Source organism: Flavobacterium sp. (assembly GCF_043780635.1).
Classification (GTDB): Bacteria; Bacteroidota; Bacteroidia; order Flavobacteriales; family Flavobacteriaceae; genus Flavobacterium.
Map to the genome: position 1 here is coordinate 1 of NZ_JAYWCK010000004.1, position 24,291 is coordinate 24,291.

Annotated in this window: 27 protein-coding genes; 14 read left to right on the forward strand and 13 right to left on the reverse strand. The window is 33.8% G+C overall.

Annotated features, from left to right (window positions below; all coding sequences use genetic code 11):
* From ACH2BV_RS00105 to ACH2BV_RS00150, 10 genes are all read left to right on the forward strand, one after another.
* The coding region (locus ACH2BV_RS00105; protein ID WP_395048348.1) for an aminotransferase class I/II-fold pyridoxal phosphate-dependent enzyme at window positions 1–513 on the forward strand (513 nt) is incomplete at its 5' end.
* A 57-nt stretch (window positions 514–570) separates the two neighbouring features.
* Window positions 571–1,707, forward strand: a complete 1,137-nt coding sequence (gene hisB, locus ACH2BV_RS00110; RefSeq protein WP_395048349.1) for a bifunctional histidinol-phosphatase/imidazoleglycerol-phosphate dehydratase HisB — start codon at window positions 571–573, stop codon at window positions 1,705–1,707.
* Window positions 1,708–1,724: 17 nt separating this feature from the next.
* Complete coding sequence (gene hisH, locus ACH2BV_RS00115) at window positions 1,725–2,306, forward strand: imidazole glycerol phosphate synthase subunit HisH (RefSeq protein ID WP_395048350.1); 582 nt, start codon at window positions 1,725–1,727, stop codon at window positions 2,304–2,306.
* Between the two features lie 7 nt (window positions 2,307–2,313).
* Window positions 2,314–3,051, forward strand: a complete 738-nt coding sequence (gene hisA / locus ACH2BV_RS00120) for a 1-(5-phosphoribosyl)-5-[(5-phosphoribosylamino)methylideneamino]imidazole-4-carboxamide isomerase (RefSeq protein ID WP_395048352.1) — start codon at window positions 2,314–2,316, stop codon at window positions 3,049–3,051.
* 26 nt (window positions 3,052–3,077) lie between these two features.
* The gene (hisF, locus tag ACH2BV_RS00125; protein WP_395048354.1) at window positions 3,078–3,833 is read left to right on the forward strand and encodes an imidazole glycerol phosphate synthase subunit HisF; all 756 of its coding nucleotides are present in this window, start codon (window positions 3,078–3,080) and stop codon (window positions 3,831–3,833) included.
* Window positions 3,834–3,886: 53 nt separating this feature from the next.
* Window positions 3,887–4,486, forward strand: coding sequence for a bifunctional phosphoribosyl-AMP cyclohydrolase/phosphoribosyl-ATP diphosphatase HisIE (gene hisIE, locus ACH2BV_RS00130; RefSeq protein WP_395048355.1), 600 nt, complete (start codon window positions 3,887–3,889; stop codon window positions 4,484–4,486).
* A gap of 143 nt (window positions 4,487–4,629) precedes the next feature.
* On the forward strand, window positions 4,630–5,757 hold the full coding sequence (locus tag ACH2BV_RS00135; RefSeq protein WP_395048357.1) for an alpha/beta hydrolase: 1,128 nt from the start codon (window positions 4,630–4,632) through the stop codon (window positions 5,755–5,757).
* A gap of 94 nt (window positions 5,758–5,851) precedes the next feature.
* Window positions 5,852–7,282 carry a leucyl aminopeptidase family protein gene (locus ACH2BV_RS00140; protein ID WP_395048358.1) on the forward strand — a complete coding sequence of 477 codons (1,431 nt, stop codon included), beginning with the start codon at window positions 5,852–5,854 and terminating at the stop codon, window positions 7,280–7,282.
* Window positions 7,283–7,284: 2 nt separating this feature from the next.
* A complete protein-coding gene (locus tag ACH2BV_RS00145; protein ID WP_395048360.1) occupies window positions 7,285–8,499 on the forward strand; it encodes an acetyl-CoA carboxylase biotin carboxylase subunit family protein in 1,215 nt (404 codons plus the stop codon).
* Between the two features lie 69 nt (window positions 8,500–8,568).
* On the forward strand, window positions 8,569–10,221 hold the full coding sequence (locus tag ACH2BV_RS00150; protein ID WP_395048361.1) for a M1 family metallopeptidase: 1,653 nt from the start codon (window positions 8,569–8,571) through the stop codon (window positions 10,219–10,221).
* 14 nt (window positions 10,222–10,235) lie between these two features.
* Here the strand turns inward: ACH2BV_RS00150 and ACH2BV_RS00155 are convergent, their stop codons facing one another.
* From ACH2BV_RS00155 to ACH2BV_RS00180, 6 genes are all read right to left on the reverse strand, one after another.
* Window positions 10,236–11,429, reverse strand: coding sequence for a hypothetical protein (locus tag ACH2BV_RS00155; RefSeq protein ID WP_395048362.1), 1,194 nt, complete (start codon window positions 11,427–11,429; stop codon window positions 10,236–10,238).
* Between the two features lie 15 nt (window positions 11,430–11,444).
* On the reverse strand, window positions 11,445–12,275 hold the full coding sequence (locus tag ACH2BV_RS00160) for a type 1 glutamine amidotransferase (RefSeq protein WP_395048364.1): 831 nt from the start codon (window positions 12,273–12,275) through the stop codon (window positions 11,445–11,447).
* Between the two features lie 95 nt (window positions 12,276–12,370).
* Window positions 12,371–13,477: a carboxylate-amine ligase gene (locus ACH2BV_RS00165; protein ID WP_395048365.1), complete on the reverse strand. Its 1,107-nt coding sequence runs from the start codon at window positions 13,475–13,477 to the stop codon at window positions 12,371–12,373.
* Window positions 13,478–13,491: 14 nt separating this feature from the next.
* Window positions 13,492–14,442, reverse strand: coding sequence for a RimK family alpha-L-glutamate ligase (locus ACH2BV_RS00170; RefSeq protein ID WP_395048366.1), 951 nt, complete (start codon window positions 14,440–14,442; stop codon window positions 13,492–13,494).
* Window positions 14,443–14,517: 75 nt separating this feature from the next.
* Window positions 14,518–15,231, reverse strand: coding sequence for an esterase family protein (locus tag ACH2BV_RS00175; protein WP_395048368.1), 714 nt, complete (start codon window positions 15,229–15,231; stop codon window positions 14,518–14,520).
* Window positions 15,232–15,325: 94 nt separating this feature from the next.
* A complete protein-coding gene (locus tag ACH2BV_RS00180) occupies window positions 15,326–15,727 on the reverse strand; it encodes a glyoxalase (RefSeq protein ID WP_395048370.1) in 402 nt (133 codons plus the stop codon).
* 68 nt (window positions 15,728–15,795) lie between these two features.
* On the opposite strand from ACH2BV_RS00180, the gene ACH2BV_RS00185 reads away from it, so the two are divergent.
* Window positions 15,796–16,185: an acyl-CoA thioesterase gene (locus ACH2BV_RS00185; protein WP_395048372.1), complete on the forward strand. Its 390-nt coding sequence runs from the start codon at window positions 15,796–15,798 to the stop codon at window positions 16,183–16,185.
* 4 nt (window positions 16,186–16,189) lie between these two features.
* Here the strand turns inward: ACH2BV_RS00185 and ACH2BV_RS00190 are convergent, their stop codons facing one another.
* Entirely contained in the window at window positions 16,190–17,446 is a 1,257-nt protein-coding gene (locus ACH2BV_RS00190; RefSeq protein WP_395048373.1) for a mechanosensitive ion channel family protein, read from the reverse strand.
* Window positions 17,439–17,723 (reverse strand): DUF3817 domain-containing protein, encoded by a 285-nt coding sequence (locus ACH2BV_RS00195; RefSeq protein ID WP_395048374.1) that lies wholly within the window; start codon window positions 17,721–17,723, stop codon window positions 17,439–17,441. The genes ACH2BV_RS00190 and ACH2BV_RS00195 overlap by 8 nt, the downstream gene beginning before the upstream one ends.
* A 107-nt stretch (window positions 17,724–17,830) precedes the next feature.
* On the opposite strand from ACH2BV_RS00195, the gene ACH2BV_RS00200 reads away from it, so the two are divergent.
* From ACH2BV_RS00200 to ACH2BV_RS00210, 3 genes are all read left to right on the forward strand, one after another.
* Entirely contained in the window at window positions 17,831–18,361 is a 531-nt protein-coding gene (locus ACH2BV_RS00200) for a DUF6155 family protein (RefSeq protein WP_395048375.1), read from the forward strand.
* Between the two features lie 108 nt (window positions 18,362–18,469).
* Window positions 18,470–20,008 (forward strand): DEAD/DEAH box helicase, encoded by a 1,539-nt coding sequence (locus ACH2BV_RS00205; protein WP_395048376.1) that lies wholly within the window; start codon window positions 18,470–18,472, stop codon window positions 20,006–20,008.
* Window positions 20,009–20,176: 168 nt separating this feature from the next.
* Complete coding sequence (locus ACH2BV_RS00210; protein WP_395048378.1) at window positions 20,177–21,526, forward strand: DEAD/DEAH box helicase; 1,350 nt, start codon at window positions 20,177–20,179, stop codon at window positions 21,524–21,526.
* A gap of 199 nt (window positions 21,527–21,725) precedes the next feature.
* Here the strand turns inward: ACH2BV_RS00210 and ACH2BV_RS00215 are convergent, their stop codons facing one another.
* From ACH2BV_RS00215 to ACH2BV_RS00235, 5 genes are all read right to left on the reverse strand, one after another.
* Window positions 21,726–22,133, reverse strand: coding sequence for a hypothetical protein (locus ACH2BV_RS00215; RefSeq protein ID WP_395048379.1), 408 nt, complete (start codon window positions 22,131–22,133; stop codon window positions 21,726–21,728).
* A gap of 126 nt (window positions 22,134–22,259) precedes the next feature.
* Window positions 22,260–22,484, reverse strand: a complete 225-nt coding sequence (locus ACH2BV_RS00220) for a hypothetical protein (RefSeq protein ID WP_395048381.1) — start codon at window positions 22,482–22,484, stop codon at window positions 22,260–22,262.
* A 5-nt stretch (window positions 22,485–22,489) separates the two neighbouring features.
* On the reverse strand, window positions 22,490–23,149 hold the full coding sequence (locus tag ACH2BV_RS00225) for a hypothetical protein (protein WP_395048383.1): 660 nt from the start codon (window positions 23,147–23,149) through the stop codon (window positions 22,490–22,492).
* Between the two features lie 7 nt (window positions 23,150–23,156).
* Entirely contained in the window at window positions 23,157–23,663 is a 507-nt protein-coding gene (locus ACH2BV_RS00230) for a hypothetical protein (protein WP_395048385.1), read from the reverse strand.
* 167 nt (window positions 23,664–23,830) lie between these two features.
* A partial coding sequence (locus ACH2BV_RS00235; RefSeq protein WP_395048386.1) for a hypothetical protein occupies window positions 23,831–24,291 on the reverse strand: 461 nt, incomplete at its 5' end.

A 24,291-nucleotide genomic window follows, 5' to 3' on the forward strand; every position in this document is an offset into this window, starting at 1 on the left:
GTTATCGATGAAGCTTATATTGATTTTTCCAAAAAACAAAGTTGGATGAACGAATTGGACGAATATCCAAATTTGGTCATCACGCAAACACTTTCAAAAGCCTATGGAATGGCAGGAATAAGATTGGGAATTTGTTATGCTTCAGCTGCGGTAATATCGGTTTTAAACAAGATAAAACCACCTTACAATGTGAATGAATTGACACAATTAAGAGCTTTGGAAAGATTGAGTAATCCAGAAAAAATTAAATCTGAAATAGTTTCCATTATTGTGCAAAGAGAGGAATTACTTAAAGTTTTGGTTGATGTGAAATTTGTTGAAAAAATATATCCAACAGAAGCCAATTTTATTTTGATAAAAGTGGATGACGCCAACAAAAGATACGCCGAATTGATTGCCAAAGGAATTGTAATTCGAAACAGAACGACTCAACCTCTATGTGAAAATACTTTGCGTTTGACTATTGGAACTGAGCTTGAAAATAAGAAATTAATGGAAGCCTTGCTAGCTTAATTTTACACCTGACAGGTTTTAAAAACCTGTCAGGTGTAATCAAAAAACATAAATCAAATGAAAAAAATACTTTTTATAGATCGCGATGGAACAATGGTTTTAGAACCAAATGACTATCAATTGGACAGTTTCGAAAAATTGGAATTCTATCCAAAAGCCTTTCAATATTTAGGAAAAATTGCTGCCGAATTGGATTTCGAATTGGTGATGGTGACCAATCAGGATGGTTTGGGAACAGATTCACATCCGGAAGCCAACTTTTGGCCTGTGCATAATTTGGTGATGAAAGCTTTTGAAAATGAAGGCGTGGTTTTTAGCGAAGTGCTGATTGACAAAACATTTCCACACGAAAATGCGCCAACCCGCAAACCAGCATTAGGCTTATTGACAAAATATATAAACAATCCTGAATATGATTTAGAAAATTCATTCGTGATTGGAGATAGAATAACCGATGTTGAATTGGCTAAAAACCTAGGTTCAAAAGCCATTTTTATTAGCACGGAGGATGAGTTGGGAAGTGATGAAATATCCTCTAAAAGACACGAATTAGACTCTGTTATTGCCTTGCAATCTACAGAATGGAAAGCCATTTATGAGTTTTTAAAATTGGAGGAACGTTCGGCTTCCATAACTAGAAAGACGAATGAAACCGATATTTATATCAATCTAAATTTGGACGGAACCGGGAAAAGCAAAATCGAAACCGGAATTGCTTTTTTCGACCATATGTTGGATCAAATCGCGCGTCACGGTCAAATGGACTTGGAAATCATCGTAAAAGGAGATTTAGAAGTAGATGAACATCACACAATTGAAGACACGGCAATTGCCTTGGGAGAAGTTTTCGCTAAAGCATTAGGAAACAAACTAGGCATTGAGCGTTACGGATTTTGCTTACCAATGGACGATTGCTTGTCGCAAGTGGCGATTGATTTTGGTGGCAGAAACTGGTTGGTTTGGGAAACCGATTTCAAACGCGAAATGGTGGGCAAAATGCCAACAGAAATGTTCTATCATTTCTTCAAATCCTTTTCGGATGGTGCTAAAGCCAACATCAACATCAAAGCCGAGGGAACTAACGAACACCACAAAATTGAAGCAATTTTCAAGGCTTTTGCCAAAGCAATAAAAGTGGCTGTAAAACGCGATACGGAAAAAATGATTTTGCCATCAACAAAAGGGATGTTGTAAAATCGAAACAAAAATAAATGAAAATAGTAATCATAAATTACGGAGCAGGAAACATTCAAAGCATTATGTTTGCCATCGAAAGATTGGGATACAAAGCGGTTTTGAGCAACAATCCTGACGAAATAAAGGCAGCGGATAAAGTGATTTTTCCAGGAGTGGGTGAGGCAAGTTATGCAATGAAAATGCTTCAGGAAAGTGGTTTGGATACTTTGATTCCAACGTTGAAACAACCCGTTTTTGGAATTTGTTTAGGAATGCAATTGATGTGCAACTATTCGGAAGAGGGAGATACCAAAGGATTGGGGATTTTTGACGTGGATGTCGTAAAATTTTCTTCCAAAGTAAAAGTGCCACAAATGGGCTGGAACACTATTTACAATCTAAAATCGGATTTATTCAAAGGAATTGCCGAAAAGGAATATATGTATTTGGTACATAGTTTTTATGCTCCTCTTTGCGCTGAAACGATTGCCACAACAAATTATGAACTGGAATATTCCTCGGCATTAGAAAATGATAATTTCTATGGAACCCAATTTCACCCTGAAAAAAGTGGTGATATTGGAGAGCAAATCCTGGCTAATTTTATAAATCTATAAATTTAAAATGAGAATAATACCAGCAATAGACATCATAGACGGAAAATGTGTTCGCTTGTCGAAAGGCGATTACAATACCAAAATTATATACAATGAAAAGCCGTTGGAAGTAGCGAAGTCATTCGAAGCGCACGGGATCGAATATTTGCATTTGGTGGATTTGGATGGTGCAAAATCCAGCAAAATTGTCAATTATAAAATATTGGAACAAATAGCTTCGCAAACCAAATTGAAAATTGATTTTGGAGGAGGATTAAAGTCCGATTCCGATTTGAAAATTGCTTTCGAATCAGGCGCAAACCAAATCACAGGCGGAAGTATTGCCGTGAAAAACAGAGCTGTTTTCGAAAAGTGGATTGCTGAATATGGTTCCGATAAAATCATTTTAGGTGCTGATGCAAATAACGAAAAAGTAGCTGTTTCAGGATGGTTAGAAGATTCAAAGGAAGATTTGGTTCCATTCATCCAGGATTATAAAAACAAAGGAATTCAGTACGTAATTTGCACCGATATTGCCAAAGACGGGATGCTCGAAGGACCAAGTTTTGATTTGTATGCTAAGATTTTGTCAGAAGCCAAAGGAATCAAATTAATTGCTTCGGGAGGAATTTCTACCTTTGACGAATTACCAAAATTAGCCGAATTGGGTTGCGAAGGAACGATAATTGGTAAAGCAATCTACGAAGGAAGAATTTCGTTGAAACAATTAGAGAATTATATCATAACAAACTCGACAGGTTTTTAAGACCTGTCGGGTTTAATTAATAAATTATGCTAACAAAAAGAATAATCCCTTGCCTCGACATTAAAAACGGACGAACCGTTAAAGGCGTTAATTTCGTAGATTTGCGAGATGCTGGAGATCCTGTGGAATTGGCAAAAATCTATTCGGATGAAGGCGCAGACGAATTGGTTTTCTTGGATATTTCGGCAACGGAAGAACGAAGAAGTACTTTAATTGATTTGGTTCGAAAAGTCGCGGCAACCATCAATATTCCGTTTACTGTTGGAGGTGGAATTTCATCTGTTTCAGATGTAGAAGCTTTATTGCAAAATGGAGCTGATAAGGTTTCAATCAATTCATCGGCAGTAAAAAATCCACAATTGATTAATGATTTGGCACAGAAATTCGGTAGCCAATGTGTGGTTGTTGCAATCGATGCCAAACAAATTGATGGAGAATGGATGGTGCATCTGGTAGGAGGAAAGGTTCCTACAGAAATTAAATTATTTGATTGGGCAAAAGAAGTGGAACAACGTGGAGCAGGAGAAATCCTTTTTACTTCGATGAATCACGACGGAACAAAGAACGGATTTGCAAACGAAGCTTTGGCAACATTATCTGAATTAGTTAATATTCCCATAATTGCTTCAGGCGGAGCAGGAAATATCCAACATTTTGTGGATACCTTTGTCAAAGGAAAAGCAGATGCAGCCCTAGCGGCAAGCGTATTTCATTTCAAGGAAATCGAAATCAAGACATTAAAAAGAGAACTAAAAAACAATAATATAGAAGTCAGGATATAAATTTATACCTGACAGGTTTTAAATACCTGTCAGGTATTATTAATAAATAAATTATGAATATAGATTTTACAAAAAGTGCACACGGATTAATTCCGGCGATTATTCAGGACAGCGAAACCAAAAGTGTTTTGATGTTGGGTTATATGAATGCAGAATCCTACCAAAAAACTTTGGACTCCAAAAAAGTAACATTCTTTAGCCGTTCCAAACAAAGACTTTGGACAAAAGGAGAGGAGAGTGGTAACTTTTTAAATTTGGTAGATATTAAAAATGACTGTGACAATGATACACTTTTAATACAAGTAAAACCAGAAGGCCCTACTTGTCATACAGGTTCAGATACGTGCTGGCAAGAAGCTAATAATCAAGAGTATGGATTTCTTTCTAAATTAGAAAAAACCATTACACTTCGAAGAGAAAATGCGGATTCCGAGAAAAGTTATGTAGCTTCTTTATTTGAAAAAGGCATCAATAAAATTGCTCAAAAAGTAGGTGAGGAGGCGGTAGAAGTAGTTATTGAAGCCAAAGATAACAACGATGATTTATTTCTGAACGAAAGTGCAGATTTACTTTTTCACTACCTAATTTTATTGCAAGCAAAAGGATTTCATTTGAATGATGTTGTTGCAATATTAAAAGGTCGCCAGAAATAAAAGGAGCCATTCCAAACTAATTTTCATACATAAAATCCAATAGTTTATTCATTTACTATTGGGTTTTCTTTTTTTCTTTTATATCCAATGGCAATCCACTATATTTACTTTTTATTACAAATTACATTACCACAATGCAAGAGATGAATTCAGACAATACTATGATTACGCAAGAAATAAATACAATAAAAAAAGGATTTCAAATCCTTTTGAAAACAGATGAAGATGATACTCGACCAGTTTATATATCAGGAAATTTCAACAATTGGAGTACACAAGATAAAGACTTTTTGATGAAAAAAATCGAAAATAATTCGTACCAATATGAGTTTCCAAAGGATTTTGATTTTCCGGAGGAGCTTTTATATAAATTCACCAAAGGAGATTGGAGTGAAGTTGAAATTGATGCTCACGGAAATCGTACTGAAAACCGTTCGACTAAAAAACATTCTGGAATTCAAAAAGAATATGTAGCAAGATGGAGGAAAAACTGGCTGCCTTTCAAGCAATCTTTTTTACCACAAGTATTGTTGATTTCGGATGAATTTGAAATTCCTCAGCTCAATAAAACCAGAAAAATATGGGCATTATTACCACACGATTATGATTCTTCAACCGAAAGTTATCCCGTGATGTATTTACAGGATGCGCAAAATTTATTCAACGAAGACGCTCCTTATGGCAATTGGGAAATTGATAAAAAATTGGCCGTTATGGCCGAATATAAAATTGGAAAAATCATAATTATTGCCATTGAACACGCTGAAAAAGATCGAATAAAGGAATATAATGTTGGTAAAACCGTACTTGGAAAAGGACAAGGGAAAAAATACATTCGTTTTGTAACTGAAACCTTGAAACCTTTTGTAGATAGCAATTTCAGAACCAAAAAAGAACGCGAATTCACAGGAATAGGAGGAAGTTCAATGGGAGGATTAGTCAGCATTTTTAGCGGATTGCGCTATCCGGAAGTGTATGGAAAATTAATGATTTTTTCACCTTCGTTATGGGTGGTTCCAAAACTAGAAATTGACTCAGATTTAACAGCTACCGATGACACCAAGATTTATTTGTACGCTGGTGGAGATGAAAGTGCAACAATGATTGAACACGTTCGAAGTTTTAAGAAAAATATAATTGCAAGCGAATTTGTGAAAGATAAAATGAAAATCAATTTGAGTATAAATATGAAAGGAAAGCACAGTGAAACCTATTGGAGTGATGAATTTCCGAAGGCAATTGAATGGCTTTTTTTTAATTCTAAAGAATAACAAGAAATGAAACGCCAATGACAATCGTCATTAGCACACAGGAACATGGTTATAGACGTTATACCTTCCAATAAAAAACAAATATTTTAAACAGATGAAAACAAATACAATTCAAAATCTCGAAGGATTTTCAGGAACAATTTTAATTCCTGTTTTTGAAACTTACGTCAAAAGTCTGGTTCCAATTGAATTCCACGGAGTTTCGGTTCATTCAAAAGTATTTTACGGAAAGAAAGAAACCCATTATTTGGTTGAAAAATACGATTGTACCCATATTTTTATTGGCTTGGGAAAAGACATTGATTATAAATCATTGAAAACTACTTTCCGAAGAATTGCATCAAAACAAAAAGACTCTTTAGGCTCTAATGTAGCAGTGGTTATACCTGAACAATTTACTTCAGAACAAGTTGAAGCTTCAATTTCAGGACTGTTTTTAGGAACTTATGATTTAGGTCATTTCAAGAAAACGGAGAAACATCCGTTTTTAAACGAAGGATTTGAACTATCGTTACTATCAAAAAAAGATGTTTCTGAAACAGTATCTAAAGCAATAAAAATTGCCAATGCACAACTTGAAATTTTGCATTTGGTCGATTTGCCTCCAAATGTAGTCACTCCAAAATACTTGTCAAATTGGGCTAACGAAAGTGGAAAAAAATTCGGTTTTGAGGTGGAGACTTTAGGTTTCGAAGCTTCTAAAAAAGCGGGATTAGAAGCCTTTTTATCCGTTGGAAAAGGAAGTGACGAAGAGCCGCAATTTGTCATTATGAATTATGTTCCCGAAAATGCGAATGCGAAAACAAAGCACATAGGTTTGGTGGGTAAAGGAATCACTTTTGACACAGGCGGATTGAATATTAAAACTTCCGGAATGTTGCACATGAAATGTGATATGGCAGGTGGCGCAGCAGTTTTTGGAGCAATGCAACTGATTGCCGATTTAAAATTACCTATAAAAGTCACAGCGATTGTGCCTTGCGCCGAAAATGCGGTGGATGCAAAATCGTTTTATCCTAGTGATGTTATCCAAAGCTATAGTGGACATTCGATTGAAATTATTGACACTGATGCCGAAGGAAGATTGGTTTTGGCAGATGGTTTGTCGTATTTAATCAAGAATTTCAAACCCGAATATATTGTCGATATTGCCACTTTAACAGGAAGTGCCGTGGGAACTTTTGGTTATGATTGTGCAGCATTATTTACCAATAATGAAGCTGTCTCAAAAAAACTGCAACAATCTGGAGATGCCATTGGGGAACGATTATGGCAATTGCCACTTTGGGATTGCTACAAACAAGATATTGAAAGCGATATTGCCGACGTAAAAAATTACAGCGGAAAACCAGTTGCCGGAGCCATTTCTGCAGCAAAATTCCTCGAATATTTTACCGAAGAACACAAAGCATGGGCACATCTTGATATTGCCGGAGTCGCTTTTGGAGATGATGAATTTGCAAAAAGCAAACACGCAACGGCTTATGGTGTTCATTTATTGACTAAATTCATTGAAAATTTATAAATATGGAAAACTCTAAAACTTTCATTTGTATCTCAAATTATTTCAAAGGGGCTGATTTTTTAATCAATTTAAAAAATTTGGGAAACAAAGTCTACCTGATAACCAGCGAAAAGCTCCGGGATAAACCTTGGCCTTTTGAACACATAGACGAAGTCTTCTATATGGCGGGTCAAGATACGGATTGGAATTTAGAGCATCTTTTGCTGGGTGTTGGCAATTTGATGAAGTCCAATAAAATCGATGCTATTGTATCATTAGATGATTATGATGTTGAAAAAGCAACCTATCTTCGGGAAAATCTTCGGATTGATGGAATGGGACAAACGACAGGTCGCTATTTCAGGGATAAATTGGCGATGCGAATGAGAGCTAAAAGTTGCGGAATTTCGAATCCAAATTTCTGCTCGTTATTTAATGATCACGACATCAATACTTTTGCCGACACGATTTCGCCTCCTTGGGTTTTGAAACCACGTTCCGAAGCTTCTGCTTCAGGGATCATAAAAGTGTTTGACAAGGAAAGTTTGTGGATTCACATCAACGAAATGGGCAACAATCGTTTCAAATATTTATTAGAACAATTTCGTCCTGGCGATGTATATCATTGTGATAGTTTGGTTTTAAATGGCAAAATCCTGTTCAGTATCACTTCAAAATATTTAACAACTCCAATGGAAATTTCGCAAGGTGGTGGTATTTTCAGAAGTGCCAATATTGAGTATGATTCGGATGATGATAAAGCCATAAAAGCCGTCAATGAACAGGTTATTAAAGGATTTGGATTAAAACATGGCGCTGCACATTCAGAATATATCAAATGTAATGACGACGGAAAAATCTATTTTCTGGAAACTTCATCCCGAGTTGGAGGAGCGCATCTTGCTGAAATGGTTGCCGAAGCTTCAAATATCAATCTTTGGGCAGCATGGGCCGCCATTGAAGATTCATTGGTAAAAGGAACTAAATACACTTTGCCAAAAGTTAAAAAAGAATATGCCGGAATTGTATTGACTTTGTCCAAATTTCAGCATCCTGATTTATCATCGTTTGCAGATCCGGAAGTTTGTTTCCTGGTTCCTTTGGATTATCACGCCGGATTGATTGTAAAATCAGATTCAAGCAAACGCGTTTTAGAATTATTGGATGATTATGCCAATCGCTTAACTGCTAATTTTGCTACTGTTGTTGAACAAAAAAAAGTGGATAAGTTGCATTAACACTTTTTAAAGTAACCAATAAGAAACTCGATACAGAAAGAATTAAAATTTTTATCTAAAATTGATTTTATGAACAAATATATAAGCATTTTTATTATTGCATTTTTTATTTCTAATACTGCAAATGCTCAAGGGCTTATGGGTAAATCAGAAACGGTTTTCACTCATCAAGACACTCTTCGAGGAAGCATAACTAAGGAAAGAGCTTGGTGGGACTTGAAATATTATCATCTTGATATCAGGGTAAATCCTGCTGATAGCACGATTTCGGGCTCGAATACCATTCGCTACAAGGTTTTGAATACTTATAACCGGATGCAAATTGATCTTCAAGAACCCTTAAAAATTTCTAAAGTAACGCAAGATGGTAAGGAATTAAAATATCAAAGAGATGGCAATGTCTTTTATATTGATTTGGTTGCGCCACAAAATGTTAATGAAATAAAAGAATTCACTGTTTTTTATGGTGGTAAACCTAAAATCGCCGTTCGTCCGCCTTGGGACGGAGGAATTACCTGGAGTAAAGACAATAATGGCAAACCGTTTGTTGCTTCTTCCTGTCAGGGATTGGGTGCGAGTGTTTGGTGGCCCAACAAAGATCATATGTATGACGAAGTAGACGATATGCTCATCAGTGTGAATGTTCCCAAAAATTTGACGGATGTTTCCAATGGTCGTTTGCAAAGTGTAATTGATATGAAGGACGGAACCAGAACTTTCAATTGGTATGTGTCAAACCCAATCAATAATTATGGAGTAAATATTAATATTGGAAATTATGTTTCTTTTTCCGAAGTTTTCCCGGGAGAAAAAGGTGATTTGGATTGTGAATATTATGTCTTGAGAGATAATTTAGAAAAAGCAAAAATCCAGTTTAAAGATGCTCCACGAATGCTGAAAGCTTTCGAACATTGGTTTGGACCGTATCCTTTTTATGAAGACAGTTACAAGCTCGTTGAAGCTCCGTATTTAGGAATGGAGCATCAAAGTAGTATTACCTATGGCAACAAATTTAAAAATGGATATTTGGGAACTGACAGGAGTGATTCAGGCTGGGGATTAAAATTTGATTATATCATTATTCACGAATCAGGGCACGAATGGTTTGCCAATAATATTACCTACAAAGACATAGCTGATATGTGGATTCACGAAGGTTTTACCACATATTCTGAATGTTTATTCGTGGATTATTATTACGGAAAAGAGGCAGGAAATGCTTATACGATAGGAATAAGAAAATGGATTAAGAACGAAAAAACGATCATCGGAAAGTACGATGTAAATTTTGAAGGTTCAGGTGATATGTATCCAAAAGGGGCCAATATGTTGCACACTCTTCGCCAAATTGTGAATGATGATGAAAAATGGAGAACAATTTTACGAGGTTTGAACAGCACTTTTTATCACCAAACAGTGACTACAAAACAAATTGAGGATTATTTAAGTAAAAACATTGGAATAGATTTAGCGCCCTTTTTTGACCAATATTTGAGAAACATAAGAATCCCGACTTTTGAATATAAATTCAAGGATAATATCCTTTCGTATCATTGGACAAATTGTGTTCCCAGTTTCAATATTCCTGTAAAAGTAACTTTGAACGGAAAAGAACAATGGTTGAAAGCTCAAGTAGAATGGACTAATTTGCCTCAAACTTCGAAAGATTTGAAAGTGGAAGTGGATAAGAATTTTTATGTGAATGAGAAGAAGGGTAATTAAAAAATAATTGTAAATTACTGCCTCTCAAACAATCCCAAAGTTCCGCCAACCCAATCCTTGTCTTTATTGAACTTCACGCCAATCATTTCGCCTCGACTCAATCGCACCAAGTTGCAGAGTAGAGTAGGAGCGGCGTCTTCTTTTTTCCAGACGCAAAGCACACGCACTTCGGCTTTAACTTTTCCGTCAGGAGATTGCACGATGGGAATATAATTCACTTTTTTCTGGAGAATGTAAAGTTCTTTTTCGACCACGGCTTCGATGTCTTCTTTTTTTACGTGAAAGATAACGCCGGAACCAGAGAAAGAAAACAAAGGTTTCAATACATAATTTTCCAAGTCTTCCGGAATTTCGGTTAAATCACTCAACAAAGTAGTTTCTATGAAATACTTGCCTTTCAACATTGGCAAAATAAACTTGCTGATTCTGAAAAACCAGTTGGGATGTCCAGCCCATTCCACGTCTAGATGGTCTGAGAAATGAAAATTCAGTTTCAAATCGGTTCGTAAATCTAGTTCGTCAAAGATGACGCGATTGTAAATGCGTTTGACACGAATTTGTTCACCACTTTCGTTTTTATAGAATAATTGATTGCCTTTTTTTATCAATTTCGTAACGCAAACTATTGGAATGCCAAGATCTCTTCGGCAATAATAAAAATCGATTTTTGTGTTTTGTTTTTCGGGCTCAATTTCTAAAAGGATAACATTTTCTTTCGGATGATTGTTGCAAATTACTTCTTCCAACGTTTCTAGATATTCCTGAGGCGTTATGTTATTGATAAACGGCGTCAAATCCTTTAGAAAAGGATAATGATTCTTGAATTTCTCGTATAAATTAATTTGGTAATTGTATAAAGAAGGAAATCCTTGAACTTCGATTAATTTGGGAACAATAGCTCCGTTTTCTTCACAAATTCCAAAATCAATGGCTAAGAAAGTGGTGTGTTCATCTTCATTTGGAACATTATGATTTAATTCTAATGATTTCTCTGTGAGAACTTTAAAGTTCTTCTGTTGAATCAATTTTATGATGTCAGCACAACCTTCCAGCATTTGTGCTTTTAACTCATTGGAGATAAAAAAAGGAGTTTCTCCAATTCTAAAAGTAGGCGCATAATCAAAATCAGAAGCGATATCGTCTTTGAATTCCTGATACTTTTTATTAGTAAATTGGGAATTAAATAAGGCACGATATTTTGGAATCATCAGGAATTTGATTTGTTAATTTGACAGCGTTTTTTTGGTTTTCATCAAATCGTTGATGGCAATTCTAAGGAAATTTGGAATCAAAGTTTCATTGGTTCTGTAAATTTTATCATCGTCCAATAAATCTTCGAGCATATTCCGGAACTTGGTATTGCCCTTCATTTTTTTGATTTTTTCTTTGGATTCCTTGTTTCTCAAATTGGAAATAAAACTAATTGGATCAGCTTCTGGATGAAACTGAGTTCCCACAAAATAATCCGAAAAACGAACCGCCATAATCGCTCTTTCATATTGAACGTAATCCCTGATTTTTTCCAAAGAAATAATTTTAGCTCCTTTTTTCTTAAAAACACTCAATTTGGGTTGTACCACCTGATAATCTCTGGAATCTATGGCGTAAAACGGATCACCAAGACCATCAAAAAGGGGATCATCAAGACCTTCTTTTGTTTTATGAATGGTCATCACTCCAAAAGAAGTATCGTGTCGTTTGGTAATTTCGGCTAAACCAAAGTGTTTACAAGCCATTTGGAAAGAGTGACAAATGAACAAAACGTGTTTTTTTACGGTATTTTCGTTATTCCATTTGGTCAATTCATCAATGAAAGCATAGTATTTCAAATCCCAATTTCCATCACCAATCAAAGGATTTCCGGGACCGCCAGTTGAGATATAAATATCGAATTTCTTAATATCCGGCAATTCTGATTTTCCTCGGACATCAAAAATCTGGAAAGTAACAATTTGATTAAAACGGTTGATAATATCAATAATACAGCGCATTCCCTGATTAGGTTCGCCATTATACATATCTAAAACCGCTATTTTTATGGTATTATTATTCATTCTGTTATTCTAGGAAATTGTAAACTTTGTGCAAAGATAATTTTTTCAAACGCAATTTCAAACTGATTACTGAAAACTGATCAGTGAACACTTACTCATAGTCCTTTGGTAAATTCACCAGTAATAAAATCAACAACTTTAGTCAAATCATTTGTATTTTCAAAAACTGCCAATTGTTTATCAGCTCCAGTTCCGTTTTTCATAATTTCATAAACGTAATTGATTTGTTCCCTACTACCCAATTCATCAACTACATCATCAACAAATTCAAGTAATTCAACAATGAGCATCTTAGTTTCCACTTCTTTTTGAAGTCCAAAATCAATCATATGGCCTTCAATTCCATAACGTGCGGCACGAAATTTATTTTCTTTTATCAACGCTAATCTGTAGATATTGAAACTCATATTATGCAAAGACAATTTATACAATTTGGCCACGATTGCCTGAATAATGGCTACAATACACATCGTTTCATCAACTGTTAAACACATATCGCAGATTCGAAATTCAATCGTGTCATAAAACGGATGCAAACGCAAATCCCACCAAATTTTCTTTGGATTATCAATACAATTGGTTTTTACTAAAGTTTCTAAATAATTGTCATAAGATGCTACCGAATCAAAGTACTCAGGTAAACCAGTTCGGGGAAATTTATCAAAAACTTTGGTTCTAAAGGATTTATAACCGGTTTGTCTTCCTTCCCAAAAAGGAGAATTAGTAGAAATTGCAAAAATATGGGGTAAAAAATAACAGGCTTGATTCATAATTTGCAATCCAATTTCCCGGTTTTCAATCCCGACATGACAATGCATTCCGAAAATCAAATTGGAACGCGCAGCATCTTGCAACTCGTTGACAATGTTGTGATAGCGCGGATCATCTGTAATAGGTTGATCCTGCCATTTCGAAAAAGGATGCGTTCCGGCACCGCCAACTATCAAGCCTTGCTTATCAGCCAAATCAACGATATGGCCTCTCAAAGATTTTATTTCATCTGCGGCTTCTTGAACATTTTTACAAATATTGGTTCCAACTTCCACCACAGATTGGTGCATTTCGGCTTTGACCTGTTCGTTTAAAATTACTTTTGCTCCATCCACAATTTTGGATAAATGCGAGCGCAAATCTCTGGTAACAGGATCAATAATTTGATATTCTTCTTCAACACCAAGCGTAAAAACAGGTAATTTTTTCATAATAAATAAAGCTATTATTTAACAGAAACAGCATCTTTTATAAATGTTCCCCAAGTCAAATTCATTTTTCCAGGTTTCTGCTTTTTGGCCGCAGCGATTGCCATTTTTGCAGCGTGTTCTACAACCCATTCGAAATTTTCTGCTCCAACAGAAGTCAACTCGGCATCTGGTGCAGGATTTCCAAAATCAATAGCGAAAGGAATTCCATCTCGAACTGCAAATTCAACGGTGTTAAAATCATAACCTAAACCTTTGCAAAGTCTTAAAGTATAGTCTTTTACAGTAGCTAATAATTTTTTATCAACCGAAGGTCCATCAATTACATAACGCAAATGATGTGGATTTCTGGGTTCGTATTGCATAATGTGAACATCTTTGCAACCCAGACAATACACACGAAAATACTCTGTAAATACAATCTCTTCCTGTAACATCATTACTAATTGTCCTGTTTCCTGATGTTTTTCCCAGAATTCTTCTTTGTTTTCTAATCGGTAAACGTTTTTCCAACCGCCACCTGCATAAGGTTTCATATAAGCAGGAAAACCGATATATTCAAAAATTCCTTCCCAATCCATTGGGTATTTCAGGTTACGGAAAGATTTTCCTGTGGTATCTGTTGGATGTTCTGCCGATGGAAGAATCACGGTATTTGGTAACGGAACTCCTAAAGTATCTGCTAATGCATTGTTGAAAAATTTATCGTCAGCACTCCACCAAAATGGGTTGTTGATGACATTTGTTCCCGTCAAAGCGGCGTTTTTTAAATAAGCTCTATAAAACGGAACATCTTGTGAAATTCGGTCGATAATTACAGCATATTCGCCATCTTTATTCTGAACTACTTTGTCAATAGAAACCGCTTCGGCAATGATTCCTTTCTCGTTTTTTGAGTTTACTCTGTCTATAAATGCTTGCGGAAAAGTATCTTCCATTCCGAATAATATTCCAATTTTTTTACTCATTTTTATATTGTTTTTTTGGTTTTCGTGAATCTTCGATTTCATCTTATTATTTATTAGTCTTTATACTTATTATTTTTAAAAAAACTTAATTCTTGATAAATAATGCGGAAACATTTCTTTCCAAACCGGCCAATCGTGTTCTCTATCCTGGCGAACATCAAGCCAATGATGAATATTTCGTTCGCTTAAAACTCTGCTTAATTTTAGATTTGCATCATAGCAAATATCCCAGTTAGAAGTTCCTAAAACGATATCCATATTCCAAATTTCGTGGTCATTTAGTCCGTATAAATAATCTTCAGGATTGTTGTAAAAAACATCGTCATTATGAAACCCGTCCATAAAGCTTTTGATGTTGAAAGCTCCGCCCATCGAGAAAACGTGACTCACATAACCAGGATGACGAAATGCAAAATTGGCAGCGTGATAACCTCCAAAACTGCAACCAGCAACGGCAACTTTACCTGTAGGAGTATTGTTTTTTATTTTTTCGACGATTTCGTGGCAAATCATTTTGTCGTACCAGGTATGATTTTCTATTCGGTGTATTGGATGTATGTCTTTGTTGTAAAAGCTGTCTTTATCAATACTCGCAGGGCAAAATATTTGGATTAATCCTTGTTCTATAAACCATTTAGCCGAGTCAATCAGACCCATATCTTTGTTCTCGTGGTAACTTCCCATCGAAGTAGGAAAAAGTATAACAGGATAACCAGCGTGACCAAAAACGAGCATTTCTATATCTTTACTCAGGTTAGGGGAGTACCACTTGAAATATTCTTCTTTCATACATTTATTTTTAACAATTATAATGAAAATATTCAAACGAAACACGTAAATAATTCAGGAAAATAAAAATTTAATAAAAAAGTAATGCCTGTTATTAAATGGCATTTAATTCAAACAATTGCACTTGACTTTTTAACCTTTCGATAAGCATACCCATCATTCTTTTGTTAAGGCTGGAAGAGTTTTTTATATATTGTGAATATTCCTCGGCAGTAAATAAACCTATAACCATTCCCTTCAAAGCATTTCTAAACTTGATGTCTTTTTGAATAGCGTTTTCAATCGTTGCCATTTTTTTATCAATTGAATAGGCATCAAAATCTATTTTATTTTTCGTCACATGATTAATAAAAGAAGCAACAAACAAATCGTTTTGTAACTTTAAAATTGGGCGAAGTACTACATTCTGAAATAGTTCATCTATTGAGGATTGATCGGATACCGTTCCAATAGTCTGCCCACGAAATTCTTTTAAAAAAACATCTCTTTGATTCATCTTTTTTTCTTTAAAAATAAAAAATTTTGCGATAATAATACCTTAATTTTACATTTATAAAAAATAATATGCGATTTCATACTAGAAAATGGGTAAAACCCGAAGATTTAAATCCAAATGGAACTTTATTTGGCGGAAAATTATTGGCTTGGTTAGATGAAGAATTGGCTTTATACACCATTATTCAATTGGAAAATTCCAGGATTGTGACCAAGCACATGTCAGAAATTAATTTTAGAAGTTCAGCAAGACAAGGCGATATCATCGAAATTGGAATCGATGTGGTAAAATTTGGAAATACTTCGCTTACGCTTAAGTGTGAAGCGCGAAATATTATGACACGCGAAACTATTATTTCCATAGATAGCACTACTATGGTAAGTTTAGGTATTGATGGCAAGCCAAAAGCACATGGTAAAACGGAGATAGAATATATTAAAAACCGCTTGGACTTTTAGTTTCTTATTTCAAAATACTTTTTTCTGTTGGTATTTCAGAAATTTCTAAATTAAAAAAGGGAACCGAAGCAATAATATGATCAAATATGTCTGCCATAATATATTCGTAATTTTCAAATTTTTTGTCACTCGAAAAAGCATATACCTCAAGAGGAACGCCATAAGATGTAGATTGTAATTGACGACAAACCATAATTAAATCTTTATTCAATCCCGGATAATTATGGAGATATTGGGTTATATATTTACGGAATAAACCCAAATTTGTCAAATTTCGACCATTGATAGCAATTGATTTATCTATATTATTCGTTGAATTGTATTTGTCGATTTCGGTTTTTCGTTTATCTATATAGTTACTTATAAGTTCAATTTTCTTCAAATCAGCTAATTCTGATTCTTCTAAAAAATGAATACTACTAGCTTTTATAAGAACATGCCTTTTAATTCGTCGGCCATCAGAATCAATCATTCCACGCCAATTTTGAAAGGAATCCGAAATCAAACTATAAGTTGGGATTGTGGTAGTTGTATTATCAAAATTTCGAACTTTAACCGTAGCAAGATTTATTTCAATTACATCTCCATCAACACCAAATTTTTCCATAGTAACCCAATCCCCAATTCGAACCATATCATTTATAGCTACCTGAACACTGGCAACAAATCCTAAAATGGTATCTCTAAAAATTAAGATTATCAATGCCGAAATCGCTCCTAAAATAGTAAGAAGGTCTTTTTGGTTTATTTCAAATAATTTTGAAATAATTATGGTAATTCCGAACATCCACAATACAATATTGATAACCTGAATGAAACTGTCTATAGGTTTGTCGCTATATCGGGGGATTAACTTTAGATAATATCTTAAAATATTAAAAGCAGTACGGATAATCATTATTATCAACACGATAATAAATATACCAACGATTTTTCCAAAAACAAACTCCCAATAATCATATTTTTCTAAGAGTATTGGGACCGATTTGTATATAAATAATAATGGAAATAAATAAAACAGATATTGACCTGTTATCTTTTCAATAACAAAATCATCAAATGTATTTTTTGTTTTTTTAACTATTGACCGAACACTTTTATCCAAAATAAACCGAAATACTATAAAAATACCATAAGCCAAAACACACATTATGGCAATATTTATAAACAAACTTAGGTAAGAGGCAATCGTGTATTCGAATCCTAATTTTCGAAATAGAGGATAGCACCAACCAAAGATTTTTTCGAGTAAATTATGCATTTCTTAAATATTTTTTTTCAACGTAAAAAGTTGCAAAAGGCAAAAGTGATGCGATTAGAACAATTGACGATGTTTTTAAATTCCATTCCTGAGAATTTTTAAGTAAACCCGCCAACAAAACATATCCTATAAATAGTATTCCGTGAGTCATTCCTAGTGGATACAACAAACTTTTATAAAGTTCAATATTTGAAGGCTTTACTAAAAGCATATTGGCAAATAAAACTAAATAAGAGATTCCTTCTAATATTGCAATGATTTTGAACGATTTGAGCATTTTCTAATGATATTTTAAAATTTGTTTCGGCAAAATTAAGTATTATCATTGATTTTTAGAGTATTCATTCCTAAAGTAATTTACTTTTGCATTCATATACATAGTAAATGAGCAAACGCGATTTAAAAAAATACCTTTCGGAACTTAATAAAACCCAACTCGAAGAACAAATTATTGAGTTGTACGAAAAATTTAGTGCTGTAAAAATCTATTATGATTTTGTTTTTAATCCAAAAGAGGAAACGTTGTTGCAGGAATGCAAAATCAAAATTTCGAATGAATATTTTCCGCCAAGAACTTCCAGAAATAAAGCCAGAAAGCCAAAGATGCGTCGTTCCGTTGCCCAAAAATACATCAAGCACTTTATCCTTTTGGGAGTTGATCCATTCATAATAGGAGATGTTCTGCTTTATTCCATTGAGATTGCCCAAACTTTTTCAGCTGATAGAGTAGTGAAGCAGGAATTATTTTATAAAAGTATGTTCAATTCATTCGAACAGGCCGTAATTTTCATGATTGCCAATGGAATACTAAATGAGTTTAAACCCAGAATCATTGCTATAAATGATGAAACTATGCGCCAAAACTGGTATAATAAACAGGAATTTGATGCCATTATTGAACGTTTTGAATATTAGAAAAAAAATCATAACCGTTTTTATTTAATGACTCTTCTTTTTTTACGGAATAATTTAGTGGAATAACTCTTTTTTAGGCGTATTTTTGCAAAAATCCATCAAAAAACAATGTCTCAAAACACTTTAGAAACAGAAACAGAAGATAAAAAAGAGCTTTATTCGTATCAAAAAGGAGATATAGAAACCATTTTTGAGCGATTAGAAAACGCGCCTGCAAATCATCATTTATTATATCAATTGCCTACTGGTGGGGGAAAAACAGTGGTTTTTTCAGAAATTGTTCGGCAATATTTGTCAAAGCACGATAAAAAAGTAGTGGTTTTGACCCATCGAATTGAGTTGTGTAAGCAAACTTCAAAAATGCTGAAAGGATTCGATGTTAAAAATAAAATCATCAACAGCAAAGTCAAAGAACTTCCTGATCAAAACGATTATTCTTGTTTTGTGGCGATGGTAGAAACTTTGAAAAACCGAATCAATGATGAAAAATTGCATCTTGATAATATTGGTTTGGTAATTATTGATGAAGCTCATTACAATTCATTTCGAAAACTGTTGAGTTCTTTCAAAAATGCCTTTATTCTGGGAGTTACCGCAACACCTTTGAGTTCAAATATTAAGTTGCCAATGCATGAAAATTATGATGAACTGGTTGTTGGAGACAATATCAGTTCTCTAATTGACAAAGGTTTCTTGGCGAAAGCCGTTACTTATAGTTATGATGTAGGATTGACTTCGTTGAAGGTAGGAATAAATGGGGATTACACCGTAAAATCATCTGATGATTTATATACAAATATGGCGATGCAGGAAAAATTATTGCACGCTTACACAGAGAAATCATTAGGAAAGAAAACCCTGATTTTTAATAACGGAATCAACACTTCCTTATATGTATATGAAACTTTTAGAGAAGCAGGATTCGTCATTCGTCACCTTGACAACACCAGCAGCACCGAAGAACGAAAAGATATTTTAAATTGGTTCAAAAAAACTCCGGATGCTATTTTAACATCGGTTGGAATTCTTACCACAGGTTTTGATGAACCTACTGTAGAAACCATTATATTAAACAGAGCTACAAAATCACTCACTTTATACTTTCAAATGATAGGTCGTGGTTCTAGAAAATTGCCCAATAAAGACACCTTTAATGTAATCGATTTAGGAAATAATGCAGCACGTTTTGGTTTGTGGAGTGAGCCTGTAAATTGGCAACACATCTTCAAGTCTCCAGAATTCTATTTGGAAAACTTGCGTGATGATACCGAAATCGAATTGTATTTCAAATATACGATGCCACCAGAATTGCGTGCTAAATTCAGCAAAACGGAAATCGTGATTTTTGATGTCGATGAAGAACACAAACTTGCCATTGCACAAAATTTGCGTTCCAAAGTAGTTTTAGACAAATCTTTAGAACAACACGCCGCAATGTGTGTGGACAATTCGGAAGAATTAAGGGATGCAAAAGCATTATGCAAAGAGTTAGAACCAGATATTGAATGTCGTTTAAAACGTTATGCTAAATGTCTGAGCCAATGTAGCAAAAACTACCGTGAATGGCTGGTTGAGGACTACAAACTGAAACTAACTTTATTGATAGGGAAGAAGTATCGCGAAAAAATTATGAATGAAGCGGATTAGTTTTCAGGAGCTATTTCCAGCTATTCGTTTCAATCTTTTTATTGCTTTGTCACCCTGAGCGTAGTCGACGGGCTCTTAATAAAAGCAATAAAAAGGATTTTCACTACTATCTGGGCTATGAAATCCCTTTTGCTTAACTACAATTTTATAAATTATTAAATCTAAAAAATGTCAAAACAATTCGCCGATTTAGGAATTTCAGCAGCTTTACTAAAAGCAATAACTGAATTAAAATTTGTTGTGCCAACAGAAATTCAGCAAAAAACAATTCCGTTACTTTTATCAAACACTACTGATATTGTTGGTCTTGCCAAAACCGGAACAGGAAAAACAGCCGCTTTTGGATTGCCATTACTACAATTAATTGATACAAAAACACCTTTTATACAAGCGGTAATTTTGGTTCCAACACGGGAATTAGGACATCAGATATCTAGTAATATAGAAGCTTTTGCAAAATACCTTCCTGAAATTTCTATCGCAGCAACTTGTGGAGGAATTCCAATTAAACCTCAAATCGAACGATTAACAAATCCTACACATATTATTGTTGCAACGCCGGGAAGATTGATTGATTTAATTCAACGCAAGGCAATAAACTTAGAAGAAACCAAATTTCTTGTTCTTGATGAAGCCGACGAAATGGTTACCATTTTGAAAGAAGGCTTGGACGAAATCATTGCTGAATTACCCAAAAATCATAAAACTTTTCTTTTCTCGGCCACAATGCCAGGAACTATAAAACAATTGATTCAGAACTATTTGAATAAAAATGTAGTTCAAATTAGTGCTGATATGCAAACAATAGGAAATCAAGGTATTGGTCATCAATATATTGTAGTAAATCCTATCGAAAAACTAGATGTTTTGATGCATTTTTTAATATCTAAAGAAGGGGAACGCGGTATAATTTTTTGCAAAACTAAAGCTGCCGTTAATAAACTGGCAAAGAATTTAGCCATTAACAGATTTTCTTCAGGAGCATTGCACGGAAGTTTGTCACAAGGAATTCGGGACCGAATTATGGAACAATTTCGAGAAGGACATATTAATATATTGGTTGCCACAGACTTGGCTGCAAGAGGAATTGACGTGGCGGCAATTTCTTACGTAGTAAATTATCATTTGCCTGATGTTTATGAAGTGTATGTGCATCGTAGCGGAAGAACAGCCAGAGCTGGAGCCAAAGGATTTTCGTTGACGGTTTTGCAAGCCGAAGAAGTTGCTGAAATCGCAGATTTCGAAAAGGAATTGGGAATTAAATTCACCAAGTTTCAAAAACCAACTATAGAAAATATTGAAGAAAACAATACTTTATTATGGGCAAAACAAATCTTCAAAACTAAACCTAACCACGAAGTTTCTTTGGATTTAAAGACTAAAGTAAAAACTGTTTTTCATCATTTAACAAAGGATGAATTAATTGAAAAACTATTGGCTAATTATTTGTTGCAAAATAAAAATGATTCGGTTTCTAAAAATGAGAATACAACAAATACAAAGAAGAGACCAAATTAATGATCTATTTTATTAATATTATAAATATTTATGTATTTGATATTTAATTACTTATATATTTAAATGTCTCTTTTTGAACTATAATTTATATTATACGTAACAGTACGTCCAACTACTTGTTAACAACTTTATTAACAATTTTAACTTTTGAAATTAGGATATAAAAAAACCCCGTTTTATTGGGGTTCATTTATTATTTTTAAATTGATTTTAAAGACAATCCCAAAATGTCGGTAAGTGCTAAAGAATAGGCCTTTAAAATATCTTTATCCCAAGATTGTAAATAATCACTATATTGTTTTGATAAATCAGGATTATCTTGAGGAATACAAACATAATATCTATTACCCCAAACTTTAGAATCAACAACAACCAAAATAGCCTTAGTTTTTTTTGTATTTACATCAACAAAAAGCCTAAAATTAAAAGTATAAAACTGCTCATTATGGGTATAAAAATCTTGTAAGTCATAACCCTGTTTTAAATCCAAACCCTTTTCAACAGCATCTTTTAAACCCTTAGTCAAATAATTATATTCAATTTGAGTAGTTTGGGAATAAGAACAAAGCGAAACAAACATAAAAAGCAACAAAGTAATTTTTTTCATAATTTTAATTTTTAGTAGGTTAATAACGATTAATTGTTTTTCAAAGATAGTGCCAAAATTTAAATCTCGCTAGTAAATAATTCCTACAGAGAATTAATAATAAACCTTAAAAAGGAAAACCGCCCCTCAATAAGGCGGTTTGTCAATAATAAATTTATCAAAATATTGTCGTCCGAGATAAACATCTGTTTTTCGATTGTAAACATTAATATAATGATAATCGAAACCCTCTTTTTGCAGCAACTTATGTAGGTAATAAATTGACTTGATAAATTGGTATTTTAAAGGATGCCTATTTTTATCTTTGTGAAATACATCACATCGGTAAGGAGTAGGGGTATTGTTTGCCATTTAATTTATTTATCTATTGGAATTTCAGGGTCAGGCAACGGAATGTTAAAAAATTCAGTTTCACAAACAGCCTCATAACCAAGAAAAGAAATAACACCAACCTGAGACTGTAAAGATGCAAAAATTTGATAATTATGTGTTTGTGTTTGCACGCTCACAGTTGCGTGCTCTCTATTAGAAACAGAAATAGCACCGAAAACAGTACAATAATAGACCCTATTAGATTGTTCAGGAATTTCCGAAGTGGTACGTATAAAAGGACGAATAATGTATTTTTTGTTAGGGTACATCATTTGCAAATACTCTTTAAAAAATATCTCCTCATTGGTTTTAAGTTTGTTTTTCTCTTCCTTTAAATACTCGTTGTTATAAGACATTGTAACAACTTGCTCACTAGATAAAAAAGCGTTTCGAGGAACAAGTGCCAAATCTTGACTTTCGGAATTAAGAAAACCTAACATATCATTGTTTTCTATGTCATCAAATCCAACACCTAAAACTCTAATATTGTTTTGAAAAACTGAAAGGATAAAAAAGTCTTCAATAATACCCTGAACTTTGAACGTTGTATTTGTTCCATTATCCTCGAATATTACTGACTTTGTTTTAACAATATCTAATTTAGTAACATATTGAATGTAATTATTTTGTTCTGAAGAATTCATATTTTTTTTATTTAAATAAGGTTAGTTTTGCGAGCAATTCTGTATCTAATAATCTAATTATATCTTCACGTAGATTTTTACCCGTTAGAAAAAAGTAACAATTTGAAACCGTTTTAACTTGACCAGAATTTTTTAATTGTTTCAAATCATTATATACTAATTGGTCATTTTCAGTCCAAGTGCGTGGATTTAACCAAGATAAAAAACCTCCCCTTACTTCATATAAAACACCTAAATTAGCCGCTACATTTCTAGCCATATTCTGATAATAGGGTGAAGTCGTAATTTTGTTTAGTTCAGATTGTTGTTGTATTGGGTCTAAATTTTTAGATACATTTAATTTTATAGTTTCCTGTGTGTCGTTCACTTCATTTGCTACTTGACTATCTTTAAGATACCTTAAAACAACAGGAGTAGCCAATATCAACCCCAAAATAACATACCAATAACGCTCTAAAACCGCCAAAAACCCCGAACTATCGGAGTTTCTAGCATTGTTTTGTCTTGGTTGCAAAACTATTTCTTTTTAAAAAGTTTCCAAGCAGCAAAGATAGCTACAGCAACTAGAGCAATGTTAACATACATTGTATGTTCAGTGTAATAAGTTTTAATCTTGTCCCACATAATAATTGAATTTATTTGAATTAATAATTTAACGTCTTTTTTGTTTACTCGATTTTTTTAAAGTGAAATCGTAAACACCGTATAAAAAAGTAATAAAAGGGGTATTAAAATAGCCAAACCCTTTTTGCTTGTGCTAACTTTCAATATCGACGTAGAAACGTCACCCATTAACTGCATACCTTTAATAATTTGAGAATCTGAAACCTTAGAAGCATCTTCGCCGTTTTCTTTTTTAATTATTGCCTTTCCAAGCATTAACAAAAAGGTTGAATTTACGGAAAAAATTTTTTCGTCAGCTGTGACCCCGATACTTTTACTAACATCTTTTATATATTGCGATGTATTGTTTTCGCTAGGTGGAGCATACTCATTGATTAACTTTCTGACTGTATTTTTGCCTTTGTTTATGTCATTAATTAAGTCTTTAAACATTGCCCTGATGCCTAGTTCCATTGTTTCAAACTGTTCAAATTTACCATCGGTATTTTTTGAAAGTGGGATTTTACCTTGCCAAGATA

Coding starts and splice junctions, on each gene's coding strand:
- ACH2BV_RS00225 (WP_395048383.1), bottom strand. CDS start 23,149: ATGAATTCTTCAGAACAAAATAATTACATTCAATATGTTACTAAATTA.
- ACH2BV_RS00210 (WP_395048378.1), top strand. CDS start 20,177: ATGTCAAAACAATTCGCCGATTTAGGAATTTCAGCAGCTTTACTAAAA.
- ACH2BV_RS00190 (WP_395048373.1), bottom strand. CDS start 17,446: ATGCATAATTTACTCGAAAAAATCTTTGGTTGGTGCTATCCTCTATTT.
- ACH2BV_RS00215 (WP_395048379.1), bottom strand. CDS start 22,133: ATGAAAAAAATTACTTTGTTGCTTTTTATGTTTGTTTCGCTTTGTTCT.
- ACH2BV_RS00200 (WP_395048375.1), top strand. CDS start 17,831: ATGAGCAAACGCGATTTAAAAAAATACCTTTCGGAACTTAATAAAACC.
- hisF (WP_395048354.1), top strand. CDS start 3,078: ATGCTAACAAAAAGAATAATCCCTTGCCTCGACATTAAAAACGGACGA.
- ACH2BV_RS00135 (WP_395048357.1), top strand. CDS start 4,630: ATGAATTCAGACAATACTATGATTACGCAAGAAATAAATACAATAAAA.
- ACH2BV_RS00185 (WP_395048372.1), top strand. CDS start 15,796: ATGCGATTTCATACTAGAAAATGGGTAAAACCCGAAGATTTAAATCCA.
- ACH2BV_RS00165 (WP_395048365.1), bottom strand. CDS start 13,477: ATGAAAAAATTACCTGTTTTTACGCTTGGTGTTGAAGAAGAATATCAA.
- hisA (WP_395048352.1), top strand. CDS start 2,314: ATGAGAATAATACCAGCAATAGACATCATAGACGGAAAATGTGTTCGC.
- ACH2BV_RS00195 (WP_395048374.1), bottom strand. CDS start 17,723: ATGCTCAAATCGTTCAAAATCATTGCAATATTAGAAGGAATCTCTTAT.
- hisB (WP_395048349.1), top strand. CDS start 571: ATGAAAAAAATACTTTTTATAGATCGCGATGGAACAATGGTTTTAGAA.
- ACH2BV_RS00145 (WP_395048360.1), top strand. CDS start 7,285: ATGGAAAACTCTAAAACTTTCATTTGTATCTCAAATTATTTCAAAGGG.
- ACH2BV_RS00160 (WP_395048364.1), bottom strand. CDS start 12,275: ATGAATAATAATACCATAAAAATAGCGGTTTTAGATATGTATAATGGC.
- ACH2BV_RS00155 (WP_395048362.1), bottom strand. CDS start 11,429: ATGATTCCAAAATATCGTGCCTTATTTAATTCCCAATTTACTAATAAA.
- ACH2BV_RS00205 (WP_395048376.1), top strand. CDS start 18,470: ATGTCTCAAAACACTTTAGAAACAGAAACAGAAGATAAAAAAGAGCTT.
- ACH2BV_RS00175 (WP_395048368.1), bottom strand. CDS start 15,231: ATGAAAGAAGAATATTTCAAGTGGTACTCCCCTAACCTGAGTAAAGAT.
- hisH (WP_395048350.1), top strand. CDS start 1,725: ATGAAAATAGTAATCATAAATTACGGAGCAGGAAACATTCAAAGCATT.
- ACH2BV_RS00140 (WP_395048358.1), top strand. CDS start 5,852: ATGAAAACAAATACAATTCAAAATCTCGAAGGATTTTCAGGAACAATT.
- hisIE (WP_395048355.1), top strand. CDS start 3,887: ATGAATATAGATTTTACAAAAAGTGCACACGGATTAATTCCGGCGATT.
- ACH2BV_RS00150 (WP_395048361.1), top strand. CDS start 8,569: ATGAACAAATATATAAGCATTTTTATTATTGCATTTTTTATTTCTAAT.
- ACH2BV_RS00170 (WP_395048366.1), bottom strand. CDS start 14,442: ATGAGTAAAAAAATTGGAATATTATTCGGAATGGAAGATACTTTTCCG.
- ACH2BV_RS00220 (WP_395048381.1), bottom strand. CDS start 22,484: ATGGCAAACAATACCCCTACTCCTTACCGATGTGATGTATTTCACAAA.
- ACH2BV_RS00180 (WP_395048370.1), bottom strand. CDS start 15,727: ATGAATCAAAGAGATGTTTTTTTAAAAGAATTTCGTGGGCAGACTATT.